Annotated in this window: 28 protein-coding genes; 26 read left to right on the forward strand and 2 right to left on the reverse strand. The window is 50.9% G+C overall.

From position 1 onward, the window contains the following. The first annotated feature begins 61 nt into the window (after positions 1 to 61). The 23 genes from rplR to salA all read left to right on the forward strand — a co-directional run bounded on the left by rplR (position 62) and on the right by salA (position 15,113). Positions 62 to 430 carry a 50S ribosomal protein L18 gene (rplR, locus tag MJ257_RS13350; RefSeq protein ID WP_240269711.1) on the forward strand — a complete coding sequence of 123 codons (369 nt, stop codon included), beginning with the start codon at positions 62 to 64 and terminating at the stop codon, positions 428 to 430. 28 nt (positions 431 to 458) lie between these two features. After that, complete coding sequence (gene rpsE, locus MJ257_RS13355) at positions 459 to 956, forward strand: 30S ribosomal protein S5 (RefSeq protein ID WP_009226655.1); 498 nt, start codon at positions 459 to 461, stop codon at positions 954 to 956. Positions 957 to 968: 12 nt separating this feature from the next. Beyond that, on the forward strand, positions 969 to 1,154 hold the full coding sequence (gene rpmD, locus MJ257_RS13360; RefSeq protein ID WP_009226656.1) for a 50S ribosomal protein L30: 186 nt from the start codon (positions 969 to 971) through the stop codon (positions 1,152 to 1,154). 53 nt (positions 1,155 to 1,207) lie between these two features. Further along, positions 1,208 to 1,648 carry a 50S ribosomal protein L15 gene (rplO, locus tag MJ257_RS13365; RefSeq protein WP_240269712.1) on the forward strand — a complete coding sequence of 147 codons (441 nt, stop codon included), beginning with the start codon at positions 1,208 to 1,210 and terminating at the stop codon, positions 1,646 to 1,648. After that, positions 1,648 to 2,946, forward strand: coding sequence for a preprotein translocase subunit SecY (secY, locus tag MJ257_RS13370; RefSeq protein WP_240269713.1), 1,299 nt, complete (start codon positions 1,648 to 1,650; stop codon positions 2,944 to 2,946). The genes rplO and secY overlap by 1 nt, the downstream gene beginning before the upstream one ends. 97 nt (positions 2,947 to 3,043) lie before the next feature. Beyond that, positions 3,044 to 3,688 carry an adenylate kinase gene (locus MJ257_RS13375; RefSeq protein WP_155608388.1) on the forward strand — a complete coding sequence of 215 codons (645 nt, stop codon included), beginning with the start codon at positions 3,044 to 3,046 and terminating at the stop codon, positions 3,686 to 3,688. 5 nt (positions 3,689 to 3,693) lie between these two features. Further along, positions 3,694 to 4,446: a type I methionyl aminopeptidase gene (map, locus tag MJ257_RS13380; RefSeq protein WP_240269714.1), complete on the forward strand. Its 753-nt coding sequence runs from the start codon at positions 3,694 to 3,696 to the stop codon at positions 4,444 to 4,446. 3 nt (positions 4,447 to 4,449) lie between these two features. Beyond that, the gene (locus MJ257_RS13385) at positions 4,450 to 4,764 is read left to right on the forward strand and encodes a KOW domain-containing RNA-binding protein (RefSeq protein WP_240269715.1); all 315 of its coding nucleotides are present in this window, start codon (positions 4,450 to 4,452) and stop codon (positions 4,762 to 4,764) included. Positions 4,765 to 4,766: 2 nt separating this feature from the next. Then, positions 4,767 to 4,982 (forward strand): translation initiation factor IF-1, encoded by a 216-nt coding sequence (infA, locus tag MJ257_RS13390; protein WP_059040336.1) that lies wholly within the window; start codon positions 4,767 to 4,769, stop codon positions 4,980 to 4,982. Positions 4,983 to 5,145: 163 nt separating this feature from the next. After that, a complete protein-coding gene (gene rpmJ / locus MJ257_RS13395; protein WP_003333770.1) occupies positions 5,146 to 5,259 on the forward strand; it encodes a 50S ribosomal protein L36 in 114 nt (37 codons plus the stop codon). Positions 5,260 to 5,280: 21 nt separating this feature from the next. Continuing rightward, the gene (gene rpsM / locus MJ257_RS13400; protein ID WP_036712625.1) at positions 5,281 to 5,649 is read left to right on the forward strand and encodes a 30S ribosomal protein S13; all 369 of its coding nucleotides are present in this window, start codon (positions 5,281 to 5,283) and stop codon (positions 5,647 to 5,649) included. A gap of 19 nt (positions 5,650 to 5,668) precedes the next feature. Continuing rightward, positions 5,669 to 6,064 (forward strand): 30S ribosomal protein S11, encoded by a 396-nt coding sequence (gene rpsK, locus MJ257_RS13405; protein ID WP_018753969.1) that lies wholly within the window; start codon positions 5,669 to 5,671, stop codon positions 6,062 to 6,064. A 132-nt stretch (positions 6,065 to 6,196) separates the two neighbouring features. Beyond that, positions 6,197 to 7,141: a DNA-directed RNA polymerase subunit alpha gene (locus MJ257_RS13410; RefSeq protein WP_240269716.1), complete on the forward strand. Its 945-nt coding sequence runs from the start codon at positions 6,197 to 6,199 to the stop codon at positions 7,139 to 7,141. Between the two features lie 37 nt (positions 7,142 to 7,178). After that, on the forward strand, positions 7,179 to 7,544 hold the full coding sequence (rplQ, locus tag MJ257_RS13415) for a 50S ribosomal protein L17 (RefSeq protein WP_059040338.1): 366 nt from the start codon (positions 7,179 to 7,181) through the stop codon (positions 7,542 to 7,544). Between the two features lie 109 nt (positions 7,545 to 7,653). Then, positions 7,654 to 8,433, forward strand: a complete 780-nt coding sequence (gene truA / locus MJ257_RS13420; protein ID WP_240269717.1) for a tRNA pseudouridine(38-40) synthase TruA — start codon at positions 7,654 to 7,656, stop codon at positions 8,431 to 8,433. Between the two features lie 89 nt (positions 8,434 to 8,522). After that, a complete protein-coding gene (locus MJ257_RS13425; protein ID WP_240269718.1) occupies positions 8,523 to 8,864 on the forward strand; it encodes a TFIIB-type zinc ribbon-containing protein in 342 nt (113 codons plus the stop codon). A 261-nt stretch (positions 8,865 to 9,125) separates the two neighbouring features. Further along, positions 9,126 to 9,563 (forward strand): 50S ribosomal protein L13, encoded by a 438-nt coding sequence (gene rplM / locus MJ257_RS13430; RefSeq protein WP_240269729.1) that lies wholly within the window; start codon positions 9,126 to 9,128, stop codon positions 9,561 to 9,563. 20 nt (positions 9,564 to 9,583) lie between these two features. Next, complete coding sequence (gene rpsI / locus MJ257_RS13435; RefSeq protein WP_240269719.1) at positions 9,584 to 9,976, forward strand: 30S ribosomal protein S9; 393 nt, start codon at positions 9,584 to 9,586, stop codon at positions 9,974 to 9,976. Between the two features lie 160 nt (positions 9,977 to 10,136). Continuing rightward, entirely contained in the window at positions 10,137 to 11,030 is an 894-nt protein-coding gene (locus MJ257_RS13440; protein WP_240269720.1) for an FMN-binding protein, read from the forward strand. Between the two features lie 190 nt (positions 11,031 to 11,220). Beyond that, positions 11,221 to 11,913, forward strand: coding sequence for a phosphoadenylyl-sulfate reductase (locus tag MJ257_RS13445; RefSeq protein ID WP_240269721.1), 693 nt, complete (start codon positions 11,221 to 11,223; stop codon positions 11,911 to 11,913). Positions 11,914 to 11,931: 18 nt separating this feature from the next. Further along, positions 11,932 to 13,101, forward strand: coding sequence for a sulfate adenylyltransferase (gene sat, locus MJ257_RS13450; RefSeq protein ID WP_240269722.1), 1,170 nt, complete (start codon positions 11,932 to 11,934; stop codon positions 13,099 to 13,101). Positions 13,102 to 13,182: 81 nt separating this feature from the next. Next, a complete protein-coding gene (gene cwlD, locus MJ257_RS13455) occupies positions 13,183 to 13,953 on the forward strand; it encodes an N-acetylmuramoyl-L-alanine amidase CwlD (protein ID WP_240269723.1) in 771 nt (256 codons plus the stop codon). A gap of 44 nt (positions 13,954 to 13,997) precedes the next feature. Further along, positions 13,998 to 15,113, forward strand: a complete 1,116-nt coding sequence (salA, locus tag MJ257_RS13460; RefSeq protein ID WP_240269730.1) for an iron-sulfur carrier protein/transcriptional regulator SalA — start codon at positions 13,998 to 14,000, stop codon at positions 15,111 to 15,113. Positions 15,114 to 15,173: 60 nt separating this feature from the next. Here salA and gerD read toward each other — a convergent pair whose 3' ends face one another. Continuing rightward, the gene (gerD, locus tag MJ257_RS13465; RefSeq protein ID WP_240269724.1) at positions 15,174 to 15,977 is read right to left on the reverse strand and encodes a spore germination lipoprotein GerD; all 804 of its coding nucleotides are present in this window, start codon (positions 15,975 to 15,977) and stop codon (positions 15,174 to 15,176) included. Between the two features lie 138 nt (positions 15,978 to 16,115). On the opposite strand from gerD, the gene MJ257_RS13470 reads away from it, so the two are divergent. Continuing rightward, entirely contained in the window at positions 16,116 to 16,724 is a 609-nt protein-coding gene (locus MJ257_RS13470; protein ID WP_240269725.1) for a KinB-signaling pathway activation protein, read from the forward strand. 21 nt (positions 16,725 to 16,745) lie between these two features. Here MJ257_RS13470 and pdaB read toward each other — a convergent pair whose 3' ends face one another. After that, positions 16,746 to 17,555: a polysaccharide deacetylase family sporulation protein PdaB gene (pdaB, locus tag MJ257_RS13475; protein ID WP_240269726.1), complete on the reverse strand. Its 810-nt coding sequence runs from the start codon at positions 17,553 to 17,555 to the stop codon at positions 16,746 to 16,748. Between the two features lie 128 nt (positions 17,556 to 17,683). Between pdaB and MJ257_RS13480 the strand changes: the two genes are divergently transcribed. Further along, positions 17,684 to 18,310 (forward strand): stage II sporulation protein M, encoded by a 627-nt coding sequence (locus MJ257_RS13480; protein ID WP_240269727.1) that lies wholly within the window; start codon positions 17,684 to 17,686, stop codon positions 18,308 to 18,310. A 130-nt stretch (positions 18,311 to 18,440) separates the two neighbouring features. Then, positions 18,441 to 18,671 (forward strand): hypothetical protein, encoded by a 231-nt coding sequence (locus tag MJ257_RS13485; RefSeq protein ID WP_059040349.1) that lies wholly within the window; start codon positions 18,441 to 18,443, stop codon positions 18,669 to 18,671. The last annotated feature ends 295 nt before the right edge of the window (positions 18,672 to 18,966 follow it).

Consider the following 18,966-nt stretch of genomic DNA (forward strand, 5'->3'; position numbering starts at 1 on the left):
TTCTGGCGTCTTGAAACGAAATGTCCGATAGTGGTAAACCGAAGGGAGTGAAATGGAAGTCATGATTACAAAAGGTGATAAGAACAAAGCACGTCTGAAAAGACATCTGCGTGTGCGTAAAAAAGTCCAAGGAACGGCAGCTCGTCCAAGACTGAACGTATACCGTTCTTCCAAACATATCTACGCTCAACTGATCGACGACGTAGCAGGCGTAACGCTGGCTAGCGCATCGACCGTCGATAAAGAACTGAGCAGTTCGATCGGCAATGGCGGCAACGTGGAATCCGCTCGCAAAGTTGGCGAATTGATCGCGAAACGCGCTCAAGAAAAAGGGGTCAAAAACATTGTATTTGACCGCGGAGGATACTTGTACCATGGACGGATTCAGGCGCTGGCTGACGCAGCCCGCGAAGCAGGCCTGGAATTCTAAAAATAATCACTAAAAGGAGGTTAACGACTTGCGTGTAGATCCGAACACTTTAGAACTGACAGAAAGAGTTGTAAACATTAACCGCGTAGCTAAAGTAGTTAAAGGCGGACGTCGTTTTAGCTTCAGCGCGCTCGTGGTTGTCGGCGACGGCAAAGGCTGGGTTGGCGCCGGGATCGGTAAAGCAGGCGAAGTGCCTGACGCGATCCGCAAAGGCATCGAAGATGCGAAGAAAAACCTTGTCCATGTTCCGCTCGTGGGCACTACGATCCCTCACCAAGTAATCGGGCATTTCGGAGCTGGCCGCGTTCTGTTGAAACCGGCATCCGAAGGTACCGGGGTTATCGCTGGCGGTCCGGTTCGTGCGGTTCTCGAACTGGCTGGCGTAGGCGACATTTTGACTAAATCTTTGGGTTCTTCGAATTCCATCAACATGGTCAACGCGACTTTGGAGGGCTTGTCCCGTCTGAAACGCGCTGAGGATGTTGCGAAATTGCGCGGTAAAACCGTCGAAGAACTTCTCGGTTAAGGAGGGAATCTCATGGCTAAACTGCAAATTACCCTCGTGCGTAGTTTGATCGGTCGTCCGGAGAACCAACGTACTACCGTGAAAACTTTGGGTCTTCGCAAGATCAACCAATCCGTCGTTCACAACGATAACCCGGCCATTCGCGGCATGGTTAATCAAGTGAGCCACCTGGTATCGGTTAAAGAAATCGAAGGCTAAGGATTTCGGAAGCTTTTTTAGTGCCAACAATAAATAAGGAGGTGCAACGAACGATGAAGTTACATGAGCTTTCCCCAGCTCCTGGCTCCCGCCAAGAACGCAAGCGCGTTGGCCGCGGTACAGGTAGCGGCATGGGTAAAACGTCTACTCGCGGTCACAAAGGTCAAAACGCTCGTTCCGGCGGTGGTGTGCGTCCGGGCTTCGAAGGCGGTCAAAACCCGCTGTATCGTCGCTTGCCAAAACGCGGGTTCATCAATCCGACGCGGAAAGAGTATGCGATTGTTAACATCGAAGATTTGAACAGCTTTGCGGCGGATACGGAAGTGACTCCTGAACTGTTGTTTGAACAAGGAATCGTGAAAGACGCGAAGAGCGGCATCAAGATTCTCGGCAACGGTGAAGTTACTGTCAAGCTGACAGTTAAAGCGAATAAGTTCTCCCAATCTGCGGTAGAGAAAATCGAGGCTGCCGGCGGTAAAACCGAGGTGATCTAATGTTTAAAACCATTAAGAACATATGGCATGTTCAAGACCTTCGCAACCGCATTTTGTTCACGTTGTTTATCTTCCTCGTTTACCGGATCGGTTCTTTCGTTCCGGTTCCGGGCGTTAATAAAGACGTTTTCGAGGCAACGAACACGGCAGGAAGCGACTTGTTAGGGTTCTTGAACACCTTCTCGGGCGGCGCCCTAAAGAATTTCTCGATCTTCGCCCTCGGGATCATGCCTTATATCACGGCTTCCATCATCGTGCAACTCTTGTCCATGGACGTCATTCCGAAATTTGCGGAATGGGCCAAACAAGGGGAACACGGCAAGAAAAAAATGGCTCAAGTGACTCGTTACGGTACGGTCATTTTGGCCGTGATTCAGGCTTTTGCCACATCGGTTGGCTTTAACCGGTTGTACGGCACAGAAATGGTACCAAACGCAACGTTTGGTGACTATCTGGTTATTGCAATCGTGTTAACGGCCGGTACATCGTTCCTGATGTGGTTAGGTGAGCAGATTACCGAAAGAGGGATCGGCAATGGGATTTCGCTCATCATCTTCGCCGGGATTGTTGCGACGATTCCATCGCATATCACGACAATTGCTCAATCCGAGTTTATTGTTGAAGGTGCAGCGTTTATCAACGTGGTGAAGTCCATTGCGATTATCCTCGTAGTCGTATTGATCGTAATCGGCGTCATTTACGTCCAACAAGCAATCCGCAAAATTCCGGTACAATACGCTAAACGCGTGGTTGGCAACAAAATGTATGGCGGGCAGAATACGCATATTCCGCTCAAAATCAATGCTGCCGGCGTAATTCCGGTCATTTTCGCTGTTTCCTTGCTTCAATTCCCAGTGGTTATCGCCAGCTTCTGGTCGACGCACACTTGGGCGCAATGGATCAGCAACAACTTGTCTACCGACCGTCCGCTTGGGATGGTGCTTTATGTGGTCATGATCATCGGCTTCACGTTCTTCTATACGTTCGTACAGATGAACCCGCAGCAGATGGCTGAGAACATGAAGAAAAACGGCGGATACATTCCGGGGATCCGTCCGGGTAAAACGACGGAAACCTATCTTACTCGGGTATTGACCCGTCTGACGATGACCGGCGCTATTTTCTTGGCTGCGATCTCCATCCTTCCTATGGCATTGGGGGCTGTGGCAGGTTTGCCGCGTACGGTTCTGATCGGCGGTACTTCGATCCTGATCGTCATCGGCGTTGCGCTGGATACGATGAAGACCATCGAAGGCCAATTGATCAAACGTCACTATAAAGGTTTCATCAATAAATAGTCGGTAGGTACCAGGAACAGGGACGTGCAAACGCCCTTGCCTGGCACCTAACTGCGCTATTTCTTGTTGTAGAGAAGTCTTGGAGGGAGTGAGAAACATGAACCTACTATTCATGGGGCCTCCCGGAGCAGGAAAAGGAACACAAGCCGAGGTCATTGTTAACGAATTCGGTATTCCTCATATCTCTACCGGCGACGCATTTCGCCTGGCAATCAAACAGGGAACACCTGTGGGGATGAAAGCGAAGGAATATATGGATCAGGGACTTCTGGTACCTGATGATGTGACAGTGGGGATTGTTCGCGAACGCTTGCAGCAGCCCGATTGCGAAAAAGGTTTCTTATTGGACGGTTTTCCAAGAACCCTTTCGCAAGCGGAATCGCTGGAAGAGCTGCTTGAAGGCCTGGGTCGCAAGCTGGACCACGTCATCAACTTGAAAGTGGACCGGAACAAGCTGCTGGCGCGGCTAACCGGACGCCGGATTTGCAAATCCTGCGGCGCCACTTATCATGTGATCTTTAATCCTCCGGGGCAGGAAGGTGTTTGTGATAAATGCGGCGGCGAGTTGTACCAACGCTCGGATGATAATGAGGAGAGCGTAGGCACTCGTTTGGACGAATATATCAACAAAACCGCACCGCTTCTGAAGTTCTACGAAGATAAAGGCCTGTTGCGTCAGGTAGATGGTGAACAGGAAATCGATGCGGTTTCGAAAGAAATCGTGTCACTACTGCGGGGTTAGGTGAAATGATCATTTGTAAATCCGAAACGGAACTAGGCTTTATGCGAGAAGCTGGGCGAATCGTAGCGGAAACGCACAGGCTCATGGCGCAATCGATTGAGCCTGGAATTACGACGGGGGAACTCGATCAACTCGCCGATAAATATATTCGCAGTCAGGGCGCCGTGCCGTCCTTTAAAGGTTACAACGGTTTTCCTTACAGCATTTGCGCTTCGGTCAACGAAGAATTGGTACACGGATTTCCCGGCAAACGCAAATTGAACGAAGGCGATATCATTACATTGGATATCGGCGCGGAGTATCGTGGTTTCCATGGGGACTCGGCGTGGACGTATCCGGTAGGCGAAATTTCGGAGGACGCCAAGAAGCTCTTGGAGGTCACCGAAGGATCCCTGTATGCGGGCCTTGCGCTCGTTAAGCCGGATGTTCGATTGTTCACGATCTCGCATGCGATTCAGCAATTTATCGAAGCTGCCGGTTTTTCCGTCGTTCGGGAATATGTCGGTCACGGCATTGGCGCGAGCTTGCACGAAGAACCGCAAATTCCGAATTATGGTTTGCCTGACCGGGGACCTCGGCTTAAGCCCGGGATGGTCCTGGCGATCGAACCGATGGTTAACATGGGGAAGCGATATGTAAAAACGCTGGAAGACAACTGGACAGTGGTCACGGTGGATGGTTCGCTGTGTGCTCATTTCGAGCATACGGTAGCCGTAACGCCGGACGGGATGGAAATTTTCACGAAGCTGAATGCGTAGGTGATGAACGTGAAAGAACGCTCGGAGCCGCAAGTCGGTCAGTTGGTGAAAGTTCTCAAAGGCAGAGATGCCGGGGCGATTTATGTGATTGTCGGGATTTTGGACGACAGATTCGTCTGGATCGCGGATGGAAACAAACGTAAGTTTGATGGACCCAAACGTAAAAATGCCCAGCATCTTGAGCTACTGCCCATAGTTAGCAGCGAGGTTGTTCATAGTTTGCAGGAAAGCGGACGGGTGACGAACGGGAAACTGCGCCACGCAGTTCTTGTTTATCAGAACTCCGCCGATTCTATGGCTGAAGAGAAAGGAGACTGACTGTGGCTAAAGAAGATGTCATTGAAGTCGAAGGCGTGGTTATCGAACCATTGCCGAATGCTACATTCAAAGTGGAGCTGGAGAATGGGCATCAAATTCTCGCTCACGTTTCCGGAAAGCTGCGGATGCACTTTATCCGCATTTTGACGGGGGACAAAGTGGTCGTTCAGCTTTCGCCTTATGATTTGACGAAAGGCCGGATCACTTACCGCAAATAGACTATACCAATTCCGGTAAAGTTGTGGTACAATATTCAGGTTGAGTTGTTTCAGAGAGTAGTTTATGATTAGAATGCCTGCGATTCGAGTTTTGCTTCGCAAAACAAAACGTATGCTTTCGATCCCAGTTTTACTTCTGTAAAACTTTTAGGAGGTAATCAGCATGAAGGTAAGACCTTCTGTAAAGCCGATTTGCGAAAAATGCAAAGTCATTCGTCGCAAAGGCAATGTCATGGTGATTTGCGAAAATCCGAAACACAAACAAAAACAAGGTTAATTGAAGGGGGTGTAGCGTAAAATGGCACGTATTGCTGGTGTGGATTTGCCACGTGATAAACGCGTTGAGATCGCCTTAACTTACATTTTCGGAATCGGTAAAACGACTTCCCAGAAAATCCTGAGCACAACAGGCATCAATCCGGACACTCGTGTTCGTGATTTGACGGAAGATGAGGTTAGCAAACTACGCGAAACGATCGACAAAACGGTCAAGGTGGAAGGCGACCTGCGTCGTGAAATTTCCTTAAATATTAAACGTTTGATCGAGATTGGCTGCTACCGCGGAGTGCGTCATCGTCGCGGCTTGCCGGTTCGTGGACAACGTACGAAAACGAATGCCCGTACTCGTAAGGGTCCTCGTCGTACTGTAGCGAACAAGAAGAAATAAGAAGGGGGGATAACAGACAATGGCTAAACCAAAAAAAGTCGTACGTACAAAACGTCGTGACCGGAAAAACATTGAATCTGGCGTGGCTCATATCCGCTCCACCTTCAATAATACGATTGTAACCATTACGGATCCGCACGGTAACGCGATTTCCTGGGCCAGCTCCGGCGGTCTTGGATTCAAAGGATCCCGTAAGTCGACTCCGTTTGCCGCGCAAATGGCTGCTGAATCTGCTGCCAAAGCTGCGATGGAACATGGCATGAAGAGCGTTGAGGTTATGGTTAAAGGCCCTGGTGCTGGCCGTGAGGCCGCTATCCGCTCCTTGCAAGCGGCAGGCCTTGAAGTCAACATGATCAAAGACGTTACTCCAATTCCTCATAACGGCTGCCGTCCTCCAAAACGCCGCCGCGTTTAATGAAGCCGCGCTGAAGCCGTGGTATAACAACAGCGTCAATTGGGAACAATGGTTGTTTAGGCATACTACGTTGCAAACTTCAGCAAATTAGGCAGATTCAAAGGAACGACGTTTTGAAGGAGGGGTACTTTCGTGATAGAAATCGAAAAGCCAAAAATCGAGACCGTAGAAGTTAACGATGAAGGCACCTATGGGAAATTTGTAGTAGAACCACTTGAACGTGGGTATGGCACCACACTGGGCAACTCGCTTCGCCGGATTTTGCTCTCTTCTCTGCCGGGTGCTGCGGTAACCTCGGTCCAAATCGATGGAGTTCTGCATGAATTCGCGACCGTACCGGGCGTTATGGAAGACGTTACGGAGATCATCCTGAACCTGAAAGCTCTCTCGCTGAAAATTCATTCGGATGAGGAGAAAATCCTCGAAATCGATGCGGAAGGCGAAGGAGTCGTTACGGCAGGAGACATCCGTGCGGACAGCGACGTGGAAATTTTGAATCCGGACTTGCATATTGCTACGCTCGAACCGGGTTCGAGACTCCATATGCGCATTTACGCAGGCCGCGGTCGTGGTTACGTTCAGGCAGATCGAAATAAACGAGATGATCAACCGATCGGTGTCATTCCCGTCGATTCGATCTATACCCCGATTACTCGCGTCAACTACGTGGTTGAGAATACCCGGGTTGGCCAAGTGACCAACTACGACAAGCTTACGCTTGAAGTGTGGACCGATGGCAGTATCAGACCTGAAGAAGCGGTTAGCCTCGGCGCAAAAATTTTGACCGAGCATCTCTTCTTGTTCGTCGGATTGACGGACGAAGCGAAAGACGCGGAAATCATGGTCGAGAAGGAAGAAGACAAGAAAGAAAAAGTGCTTGAAATGACGATTGAAGAGCTTGATCTCTCCGTTCGTTCCTATAACTGCCTCAAACGTGCCGGCATCAACACGGTACAAGAGCTGACGACGAAAACCGAAGAAGACATGATGAAGGTGCGTAACCTGGGTCGTAAATCTTTGGAGGAAGTTCAAGAGAAGCTCGAAGAGTTAGGTTTGGGATTGCGCACTGAAGAATAAGTTGACTTGAATCGTTCTAGCGAAGGAGGGAAAACTCATGGCATACCAAAAGTTGGGCCGCGATTCCAGCGCGCGTAAAGCTTTGTTCCGTGACCTGGTAACCGACCTGTTCTTATACGAACGCATCCAAACGACGGAAGCGAAGGCGAAAGAAGTTCGTTCGATCGCCGAGAAGCTGATCACCAAGGCAAAACGCGGTGACCTGCACGCCCGTCGTCAAGTGGCAGCTTACGTTCGCCGCGAATCGATCGATGGCGAGCAGGATGCAATCCAAAAGCTGTTCAATGAACTGGCAACACGTTATTCCAGCCGTCCAGGCGGATACACTCGTATCCTGAAGCTGGGACCTCGCCGCGGCGACGCTGCTCCTATGGTTTATCTGGAACTGGTAGACCGCGCATAATTCGGGGAATTCCCCAATCTAGCGTGTAAAACTCTCTGTCGGCTCGCCTTATGGGTAAGCTTTCGGAGAGTTTTTTTATTGGGGAATCAAACAAGAAAGGAAGGGACCGATGCGCAACTTGCTGATGACCGTCAGCTATGACGGAACGAACTATTTCGGCTTTCAGACCCAGCCGGGCGGCAACACGGTTCAGGATCATATCGAAGAAGCCATCCGACAGTTGACGGGAGAACAAGTGAAGATCCATGGTTCAGGCCGGACCGATGCGGGGGTACATGCCCGGCAGCAGCCGTTCCATTTTCACACCGCTTCGAAAATTCCCGTGGAACGCTGGGGTTTGGCGCTAAACGGGCGGCTCCCTTCCGATATCCGCGTGCTGACGGCTCAGGAGGTCCCGCTGACGTTCCATTCCCGGCGTTCGGCCAAAAGGAAGACCTACCGTTATACCATCAATGCCAATCGAATCACGGATGTGTTTCAACGGAATTATCAGCTGCATCATCCAGGGAAGCTGAACGTTATTGCAATGCAGGAAAGTCTGCCGTATTTGCTCGGTACGCATGATTACACCTCGTTCGCCTCGCGTCACTCCACGAAGGCAAGCCATGTTCGTACCCTTTATGATGCCCGGATCGTTGTGGATTCATCAGCGAACTTTCCTGGCATAACGGGCCAGGGGATCCTCCATTTTTATGTCACGGGCAGCGGTTTCTTGCAGCACATGGTCAGAATTATCGTCGGTACGCTACTTGAGATAGGCGAAGGCAAACGCTCGCCGGAATCCATGAAAGCGATTCTGGAGGCCAAAGACCGGAAAGCCGCAGGCCCGACGGCCGAAAGCAAGGGTCTCATGCTCTGGAGTGTGGAGTACGACGAAATATCGGAATGAAGGGGATAAGCTTGAAACCTTAGAGACGACGATCCGTAACTTATTTAAAAAGTAAGTTAATTCGATCTCTAACCTAAGGAGGGTTTACCTTGAAATGTCCAGTATGTAACGATGTGCGCATGAGAGAAGTGGAGAAAGACGGCGTTCTAATCGACGTATGTCCGGATTGCAAAGGGGTATGGCTAGACCGGGGAGAGCTGGAAAAGCTGATGAGCGAAATTCGGGAAATCCGGCCGGCTTTTAACGAGTGGTACGAGCACCGGGATGACCGATACGAGGATCGCCGGAACGCGGGCCACTACGAGCAATCCAAGAAATCATCAGGATATCCCCCGCAATCGGGCTACGACCCTAGATACCCGCAACAGGGCCATTACAAACCTAAGAAGAAGAAGTCGGCGCTGGACATCTTCGGGGATCTGTTTGATTGACGGCTCTCTAGATGATTTCAGGATAATCTCTGAAAAAAGGCTTGCGTATTAAATGCGCTTCCTGTAAAATAAAAGTTGTGTTTTCTTGATGGCTATCCCACAGCCCCCAATCGAGAAGACCGCTCAAACAAGACTTTAAGCTTGCTAAACATGAATGAAACGATCGAAGATAAATCTGCTGAAAAGGTCAAGCGACCCGAAGAGCAAGATCGTTTTCAGCAGGATGAACCATTTCGGACGAACTTGAAGGAGGATCTTTACATGCGTACCACTTATATGGCGAAGCCAGGCGAAGTAGAGCGCAAATGGCACATCATCGATGCCGAAGGCAAAACGCTGGGCCGCTTGGCTAGCGAAGCTGCTGCTCTTATCCGCGGTAAACACAAACCACAATTCACTCCACACGTTGACTGCGGTGACTTTGTTGTCGTCATCAACGCGGAGAAAATCGCCCTGACCGGCAAAAAGATGGATAACAAAAAATACTATCGTCATTCCCTGCATCCGGGCGGTTTGAAAGTGACCGTTGCCAAAGATATGCTGAGAACGAAACCTGAACGTGTAATCGAGTCCGCCGTTCACGGTATGCTGCCTAAAACTCGCCAAGGCGAGAAAATGAAGCTGAGACTGAAAGCTTACGCTGGCACAGAGCATCCACATGCGGCACAAAAACCTGAAGTTTACGAACTTCGCGGATAATTAAAAGGGAGGACAGTTTCATGGCACAAGTACAATACTATGGGACAGGTCGTCGTAAACATTCGGTAGCTCGTGTTCGCCTTGTACCGGGTGAAGGACGCATTGTCATCAATAAACGCGACATCAACGAATATTTTGGTCTGGAAACGCTGAAGCTGATCGTAAAACAACCGTTGACTTTGACAGAAACGCTCGGCAACTACGACGTGATCGTCATCGCTCATGGCGGCGGTATCTCCGGTCAAGCCGGCGCAATCCGCCACGGGATCTCCCGCGCTCTGCTCAAAGCAGATCCGGAATTCCGTTCTGCATTGAAGAAAGCAGGCTTCCTGACTCGTGACCCACGGATGAAAGAACGTAAGAAATACGGCCTCAAAGCAGCTCGCCGTGCTCCTCAGTTCTCGAAACGTTAATCTTTACACTGCCTACGAAAGCCCTTTTCCGTTTTACGGAGAAGGGCTTTTTTGCGGTGTAAATGACTTCACACCACTTGTGCAAAAATTCACATACATCCTTTCTTGGCTATGTTACCATATTCTTGGAAATGACAACAAGATAGTGGGGGTAATGATATTGAACAAAAACTTGAAGATCGTTGGAACGGTAATGATCCTGGCCTTGGCATTAACGGCGTGCGGAGGTAACAACAAAGAAGCGGCGAATAATGCAAACGCATCCAACAACGGGACAAATGAAGCCGCGGCAACAACCAACAACTCTGCAGCAACCGGCACATTTAAGGATGGCACGTACAAAGGGATTTACGACCGGAAGGATGTCCGGAATTGGACGGCGTACGTCGAGGTTACGGTGAAAGACGGCAAGATCGAGAAAGCTTACTACGATTATACAAATGAAAACGGCGATCTGCGCACGAATGACGAGAATTACACCAGCGCTTTTAAAGAAGCCAACAAAATGACGCCGCGAGAAGCTTTCGATCAGCTCGGCAGCAAACTGGTTGAGGTTCAAGATGCGGCAAAAGTAGATGCCGTGACCGGAGCCACGCATTCCTCCAGAAACTTTAACGAGCTGGCAACAGCCGCTTTGGAACACGCGAAGACAGGCGATACCAGCGATGCGATCGTTAATCTGTACGAGGATGGCACTTACAAGGTCGAAGCCGAAGCGTTTGACGACCATGGCTGGAAACCGCAATTGGAACTGACCATCAAGGACCACAAGATTGATGCCGTCACTTTTGACTACGTGAATGAAGAAGGCAAGCTGAAAACGGAGGATGCCGAATATAAAGCCTCCATGGAAGCTCAATCCGGAACGTATCCGGCGAAATACACCGAAGAGCTGGAGAAACAACTTCTCGATAAGCAACTGATCGGCGACGTCGACGCCATCTCCGGAGCAACTACTTCTTCCACCAACTTTACGGCGCTTGTCGAATATGCTTTGGACGACATGGCTGAAGTTGGCGACACCGAAGCAAAAGCGATCAAAATCGAGGAATAATCAAGTAGGACGACTAATAGGATATCTAGTGACCTGGCTTCTCTATGGAGGGGCTAGGTCTTTTTTTCATTTTGGTTTTTTTAGTATTGACTTATAAGGCGAATGACATATACTTAAAAATATAATTCAAATCAGATTAGTTGGAATAATAAAATGCCAGGTTTAACCTAATGCGGGAGGTCCGAAGAAAGTGAACTTACTGGAAAAAGAGCAGTTGATTGCGGCCAAGGCCGAGGAATTCGAAACGTCTACCCCCCAGGAAATCATCGCTTGGGCGGTTGAAACGTTTCCGAACATCACTTTTGCCTGCAGTTTTGGTGCCGAGGATGTCGTTTTAGTCGATATGCTGCAGCAAATCAGCCCATCCACCGACATTTTTTACTTGGACACGGATTTTCATTTTCAGGAGACCTATGAGACACGGGACGCGATTGCGGCCAAATATGGTTTGGAATTCGTTCGGGTATCGCCCAAGCTGACTCCGGATGAACAGGCGGCGCAGTATGGTGAGGAATTGTGGAAGTCGGATCCGAACGCCTGCTGCAACGTACGCAAGGTTGAGCCGCTTACCCGGGTTTTGGGTCGCTACGAGGCTTGGATTACGGGAATCCGCCGCGATCAAGCACCAACAAGAGCAAACGCGAAGAAAATCGAATACGATGCCAAGTTTGGCCTCGTCAAGTTTAATCCGATCGCCAACTGGACATCGGATGACGTATGGAACTATATCCGCGAACAGGGACTCATTTATAACCCATTGCATGACCGCAATTATCCAAGCATCGGCTGCGAGCATTGTACCCGTCCGGTCATGCCGGGCGAGGATCCTCGCGCGGGACGCTGGTCCGGTTCGGACAAGACGGAATGCGGACTTCATAAATAAAACTTGGAGGAGATACGGGTGACGACAATATTACCGCATGGCGGGAGCCTTATCCATCGCCTGGTTACGGGTGAACAACGGGAAAGCCTCTTGGAAACGGCCAAAGGACTTCCGGCCATTCCCATCAACAACTGGACGGTTTCCGATCTCGACCTGATTGGAGTGGGGGCGTTCTCGCCGTTAACCGGTTTTATGAACGAAGACGATTATCGATCGGTTGTCGAACGGATGCGACTGGCGGATGGAACGGTCTGGAGCATCCCGATTACCCTCTCCGTCGCCCGGGAGCAGGCGGAGAGCCTGGAAATCGGAGAGCAGGTGGCGCTCGTTGGCGAGCAGGACGGGATTATATACGGGCTGTTGGAGATCGGCAGCGTTTATACCGTCGATCAGGCCGAGGAAGCTCGGAAGGTATTCAAAACCGATGATCCTGAACACCCTGGGGTAAAGAAGCTGTTGGAGCGCTCTCCATATTACGTTGGAGGCTCGATCCAGGTATTGAACCGACCTGAGCCGGCGCGCTTCAAGGAGTTTTATTATGACCCGGCGGAGACGCGACGGATATTTGCCGAGAAGGGCTGGAAGACCGTTGTTGGGTTCCAGACCCGAAATCCGGTACACCGGGCGCATGAATATATTCAGAAAAGCGCCATGGAAATCGTCGATGCTTTGTTCCTGAATCCGCTGGTGGGCGAAACCAAATCGGACGACGTACCGGCGGATGTGCGGATGAAGAGCTATTTGACCCTGCTCGATAACTACTATCCCGCAGACCGCACGTTTCTGGGCGTTTTCCCGGCAGCCATGCGGTATGCCGGTCCGCGCGAAGCGATTTTCCATGCGATGGTTCGGAAAAATTACGGGTGTACCCATTTTATCGTTGGCCGCGATCATGCGGGGGTAGGCGATTACTATGGCACGTATGAAGCGCAGGAAATTTTCTCGAATTTCACTCCCGAGGAGCTTGGGATCTCGCCGCTGTTCTTTGAACATAGCTTCTTCTGCACCAAATGCGGGAATATGGCCTCCAGCAAGACCTGCCCGCATCCGAAAGAAGATCACTTAACTTTGTCCGGCACGAAGGTTCGCGGATTGCTGCGCGATGGGGTTTGCCCGCCGCCGGAGTTTACCCGGCCGGAGGTTGCCGAAGTCCTGATTGAAGGGATGAAGCAGCAGGTTCACAACTAACCGAGCTTCTCCAGGAGTCATATTTGTCCACCTTGTCCCATATCATGAGTAATGTCATGAAGGGAGAAAGGTGGCTTTTTTATGCGCGATCGAGATAAGGTGACGTTATGGATTTCCCTGAACCACATCAAAATAGCGCTGATCGGCGTGGTCCTTGCCGCCATGATTCTCGGGATGGCCTTATACCAGGTGCCGTCGAAGAAAGCTTGGAATTACTGGAGCCTCCCGCTTGCGGGGCAGATCATCGCATTGGATGCGGGTCACGGCGGGCCGGACGGCGGAGCGAGCAGCAAGCAAGGGCTGATCGAGAAAGACATCAATCTCGCCGTCTCCTTGTACCTGCGCGATTATTTGCAGCAGGCCGGCGCGATTGTCGTCATGACTCGCGAGGAGGACAAGGATTTGGCCGGGGCCGACACGAGGGGCTACAGCAAACGGAAGACGGAGGATCTGAAAACGCGTGTCCGCTTTATCGAAGAGCGGCAGGCCGATTTGCTCGTGAGCATTCACATGAACAGCATCCCTTCGCCTCGCTGGCGGGGCGCGCAAACTTTTTTTTACCCGAATCACGAAGATAGTGCTAATCTGGCTGCCCTCGTGCAGGAAGAGCTCAGACGGAATCTGGAGAACACCGATCGAGTCGCTAAACGCTCGGATAAAAAGGTGTATTTGCTGGAAGCGGTCCATATTCCTTCTGTCTTGGTGGAGGTGGGGTTCTTATCCAATCCGGGGGAAGCGGAGCTGCTCGGCAGCGAGTCGTACCAACGGAAAGTGGCCGCCTCGATTTATCAGGGGATCCTGCGTTATTATTCCGGCGAAAAAATACAAACCCCGGCAGACGATGTCAGGTAATGCTATAATATACCTAACTATCTGATGAAGACGAGGTGCTGTCAGTGATAACGAAGGAGCAGCTTCAGGCGGCTTTGCGCCCCGTCGCGGAACCAACCACGGGTCTCAGCCTGGTGGAATTGCAGTGGATTCGCGACATCATGATCAAGGAGGACCGCGTTTCGTTAACGGTTGTCGGCTTTGAAAAAGGCAGCGAGGCGTCGGCCGAGGCGGAGCGCGAAATCCGTTACCGTTTATCCGAAGCGGGCGTGGAGGAGGTTCATCTTCGCTTCCGTGAAGCATCGGAACAGGAGCGCGAGGCAGCGTTTAGCTCGGCCCGCCACAATTCGGATTCGGCCCAAAGCGATCGCGAAGAACTGAAGGGCCATGGGGCCGGGCTGGAACAACTGCCGATACTCGATCCGCGATCCGGCGTTCATTTTATCGCCGTGGCCAGCGGCAAAGGCGGAGTCGGCAAATCGACCGTCACGGTCAATTTGGCGGTAGCCTTGGCGCGCCAAGGCAAGAAGGTCGGCTTGATTGATGCCGATATCTATGGCTTTAGCGTTCCCGATATGATGGGGATCGAGGAAGCTCCGCTCGTCGAAGACGGAGAAATCCTTCCCGTTGAACGGTTTGGCGTCAAGGTGATGTCGATGGGCTTTTTTATCCAGGACAACAACCCTGTGATCTGGCGCGGGCCGATGCTGGGAAAAATGCTTCGGCAATTTTTCAGCGACGTTCGGTGGGGCGAGTTGGATTATTTGCTGCTTGATTTTCCGCCGGGCACGGGCGATATCGCCCTTGACGTGCACCAGATGATCCCGCAAAGCCAGGAAATCATCGTCACCACGCCGCACGCCACCGCGGCTTTCGTCGCCGCGCGGGCCGGCACCATGGCGCTGCGCACCGAGCATGAAGTGCTGGGCGTCGTCGAAAACATGGCCTACTACGAATGCTCCAAATGCGGCGAGAAGGATTATATCTTCGGTCGCGGTGGGGGCGCTCGATTGGCCGAATCCCTGCATACGGATTTGCTGGCGCAAATTCCGCTTGGAGCGCCGGACAACCATCCATCCGAGCCGGATTTTTCTCCGTCCGTGTACAAAGCGGAAACTCCGGCAGGGCGGCTGTATGAAGAATTGGCGCAGCGAATTATCCTGAAATGCGAAGAAGACTGACCCTTGGGGCCAGTCTTCTTTTTTTGTTACGTGTGGTTGCGTGTGGCTGGTGGTTAGTGGTTAGGAACCGCCACCGCTGCCACCGCCGCCGCCATCTTTGCTTTGGCCGCCTTCCTCTCCGCCTTCGCCACCGCCGCCTTCTTCCTGCTTCGGCTCTTTTTCCACTTTCGGCTGCAACTGCTCTTGAACGACGGTTTTCAACAACTCCAGCACTTCCATCTTGAACAACGGGCTTTGCATGGCTTCCTGCATCACCGTCATCGACTGCTTGCGGTAATCCGGTGTTTTGGTCAGATCCAGGAACATCTTCATGACTTCCGGAGATTTCAGGATATCGCTGACCGATTTTTGATACGTCGGATCCTTGATCAGCTGCATGTGGAGCTCCTTGCTTTGGGAGTTCACCGCTTTAGCAAAATCTCCGGCAAACTGCGGATCGGTCATGATCTTCTCGATTTCCTTTTTGTATTCCGGCGAAGTGATCGTTTCCTTGACGGCCATACGAACTTCGTTGGACGTTTGGGACGGGAGAATCATTTTCACTCCAAACGTTCCGCCGCCGCCGCTGCCCCCGCTTCCTCCGGAACCGCCCGATCCTGAACCGGAATCCGAACCGGACTCGGAGCCTCCCCCGCTTTCACCGCCGCCGCTTTCGCTGCTGCTGCTTGGGGGAGTGCTTAACGCTTCATAAATCGCCTTTTTGCCTTCATCGGTCTTAAGAATATCGATGACCATGGATTTCGTTTCCTTATATCCCCCACCCTGGGAAGAGGAGGAGGAGCTTTGTTCAGAACCGCAAGCCGCCAGCGGAAGAGTAAATGTGCATAAGAAACATAAAATCCAACGGGTGCCCCGCCATTTCATGGTTCCCTTCCTCCTTATCATCATTGCTGAAGTTAGTATGCAGCTTAAAAACGGAAATATCCCAGCGAAAAGCTTAAAAACAATGGTTTTTTACCGGGATCGTTGGTAAAATATTTCGTTAGTGGAGGTGTAAGGGGCTTGAACTTAAAAAAATGGCTTTACTTATTTGGGACCACCTTGGCCGTTGGGGCGGCGGGATCGCTGATCGTCGGTTTGCTGCTGCAATGGACCGATACGCTGCAATATAAAGGCGTGACGGATATTTTGGTCAACGTCGGGATTTTACTTGGCGTCGGCATCATGGTTAGCGTGTATTCCCAAATGGGCTTTTTCGCATATTTAATGATCAATTATATGGGGAATGGCGTATTCTCCAAAAGAACCTGGCAATACATACAATTGGTTCTGACGGCCTTGGCGCTTCTGGAGTTGATGTTCTTCCGTATTTTTGTGGGCGGGGAGAAAAACGGGGTTTCCGACCTGGTACTGGGTATCATCGTTCTTATTGTGGCTGCCGGGACCGCCTTTTATAAGGCGAAATTGACGAATGCAACCGCCTGGATCCCTACGCTGTTTTTTATGATCGCCGTAACGATCGTGGAAACCGTCGGCGTTCTGAAGATTGGCGTGAATTCCGCAACCGCGTGGATCGTCGCGCCGCTCATCGCTTGCAATGCTTACCAAATTTTGATTCTTCAGCGAGTTCTAAGCTCAGGAAAGCCGGAAACTCAAAAAAGCCCAGCCTAAACTGGGCTTTTTTGCTACGGATTACCAACCGGCGGCGAATTCCAGCTGCTCTTGGAGCCAGGCTTGATCGCGGACCTCGTTGCCTTGGACGCTGGCTTCCTGCAGCAGATCCGTTACGGTTACGAATTCATAGCCCTGCTTGCGCAGCTCATCGATGATAATCGGCAGCGCCTCGTGCGTCTGCTTGACCGAATCGCTGGCATGCAGGAGAACGATGTCTCCGGGATGAGCTTTTTTAACGACGCGGTCGACGATCGTTTGGACGCCTTTATTCATCCAATCCTGGGAGTCGGTATCCCATTGAATGACCTTGTAGCCCTGGCTAGCGGCAATTTTAAGCACGCGCTTGTCAAAGTCGCCGTTGGGAAGCCGCAGCAGCTTGGGGGCTTGGCCGGTCACTTCGCTCAAGATCGTATGCGCCGTCGAGATTTGCCGGGAAATTTCTTCATCGCTCAGACTGCTGTAATTCGTGTGTTTGTGCCCGTGGCTTCCGATTTCATAACCTTGCTGCTGAATCGCTTTAACGATGTCTGGATGGGTCTTGCTCCAGGGGGAAGACAGGAAGAAAGTCGCTTTCTGCACGTTCTTCTCCTTCAACACTTTGAGAATCGGCTCGGCCCGCGTATCGCCCCAACTGATATCGAAGGTGAGGGCTATGACTTTTTTGTTCGTGGACACGCTATAAATAGCCGAAGGAGCACTTTCCTCAGAAAACACCGTGACTTGCCCCTGCTCCACGTAGATGACGCCGGCAGCAAAAAGGGCCGCGGCGAAAACAAAGAAAAAGCGTTTGATTTTCTTCCCGTTAAGGACATAGAAGAAGTTGTTCATGAACAATTAAGCCCCTCTCGTCATCAGAATGAAATGATCTTGAACTGATCCGCTTGTACCAATGTATGCTTGTTCCAACGCTTTATGACGCTTAACGTCGATCACTTGTTTAAGGAGACTAAGATGGCATGTTCTCTATCCGTGGGTTTATCCATGATTTGCGCAAATATAAACGGGCGATGCTGCTTTCGATCTTGATCTTTGCGGCGGGTTTGGCGCTGGGAGCGGGGAATGCCGACACGATTACCCGTTGGGTCATGCCCGACATCGAGCGGCTTGGCGAGGTTAGCCGGAATTTGGCGCAGTCCGATCATCCCGAACTGAATTTTTTCCTGTTTATTTTTTTCAATAATGCGGTAAAAAGTATTATGGTCATGCTGCTCGGAGCCTTTTTCGGGATCTTGCCGGCATTCTTTTTGCTGATGAACGGCCTGGCTTTGGGGTTCGTGGTGACGGCAGCCGGGTCCGAAGGCGGAAATGTCTTGGACCTGATCATACGCGGTTTGCTTCCGCATGGCGTGATTGAAATTCCGGCCATTTTGATCGCCGCCGGCTTCGGGATGCAATTCGGATATTTGATACTCAAAAGCTTAGGGGAGCTTGGCTCCAGGGAGGCTTCCGAACGTACGGTCGATTGGAGAGGTTTTCTGATCTCTGCCGGCCGCGGGGCGATTTGGATTGTGGGTTTGCTGCTGATCGCTGCGGTCATCGAGAGTACCTTGACCTTTTATCTTGTTGGAGGACCGGCGCGTTAATCCTAAGAAAATGATTCAACCGATCAACTATTTTCACAGCCATTCATAATTTTCCCAAAAAGTGAGCATAACATTAAAGCGTCTTTAAGTAGAGGACCTAACCTTAATGGTTGAATAAGGAGTGTTGCGCATGCTGGGAATGCTGTTCAGTGATAAGGAATGCAAGGAACTCGATTATGTGCTGCGAAAAGAATTGGATGAAATGCTTCTGGATATGAGCGATACGCGGTTGGATCAAGATATCCGCCATGCCATAGCTAACCGTTACAAAACGATTTTCCGCATGTACGCCCGGTTTGCCCCCTCCAAGGAATTATCGAAATACGCCCGCCGCGCCCGCTTCCCGCAAGCCAGGGAATAGGCTAATATTGGAGTTGACGGCGGGGCCGCCCTTATGGTAAATTAGCATTCGTCCCTGTTTTTGTGGGACAAGCAGCAGAAGGCAGGAAGACATTGGCAAGAAAAAAGTTTAGATAAACCTCTTGCAAAAACCTAGCTGACTGTGATATATTATAAAAGTCGCCGCTGAAACGCAGCGACGAACGAAAGAACGAAGTTGATCTTTGAAAACTGAACAACGAGTGAGTAATAAACTGAGATTTTAAATCTCGTCAGTTTGTTTTAAATGAGCAAGTCAAACACCTTGGATGGAAGAT

Origin of the sequence: Paenibacillus timonensis (assembly GCF_022427145.1) — a bacterium.
Taxonomy (GTDB): Bacteria; Bacillota; Bacilli; order Paenibacillales; family Paenibacillaceae; genus Fontibacillus; species Fontibacillus timonensis.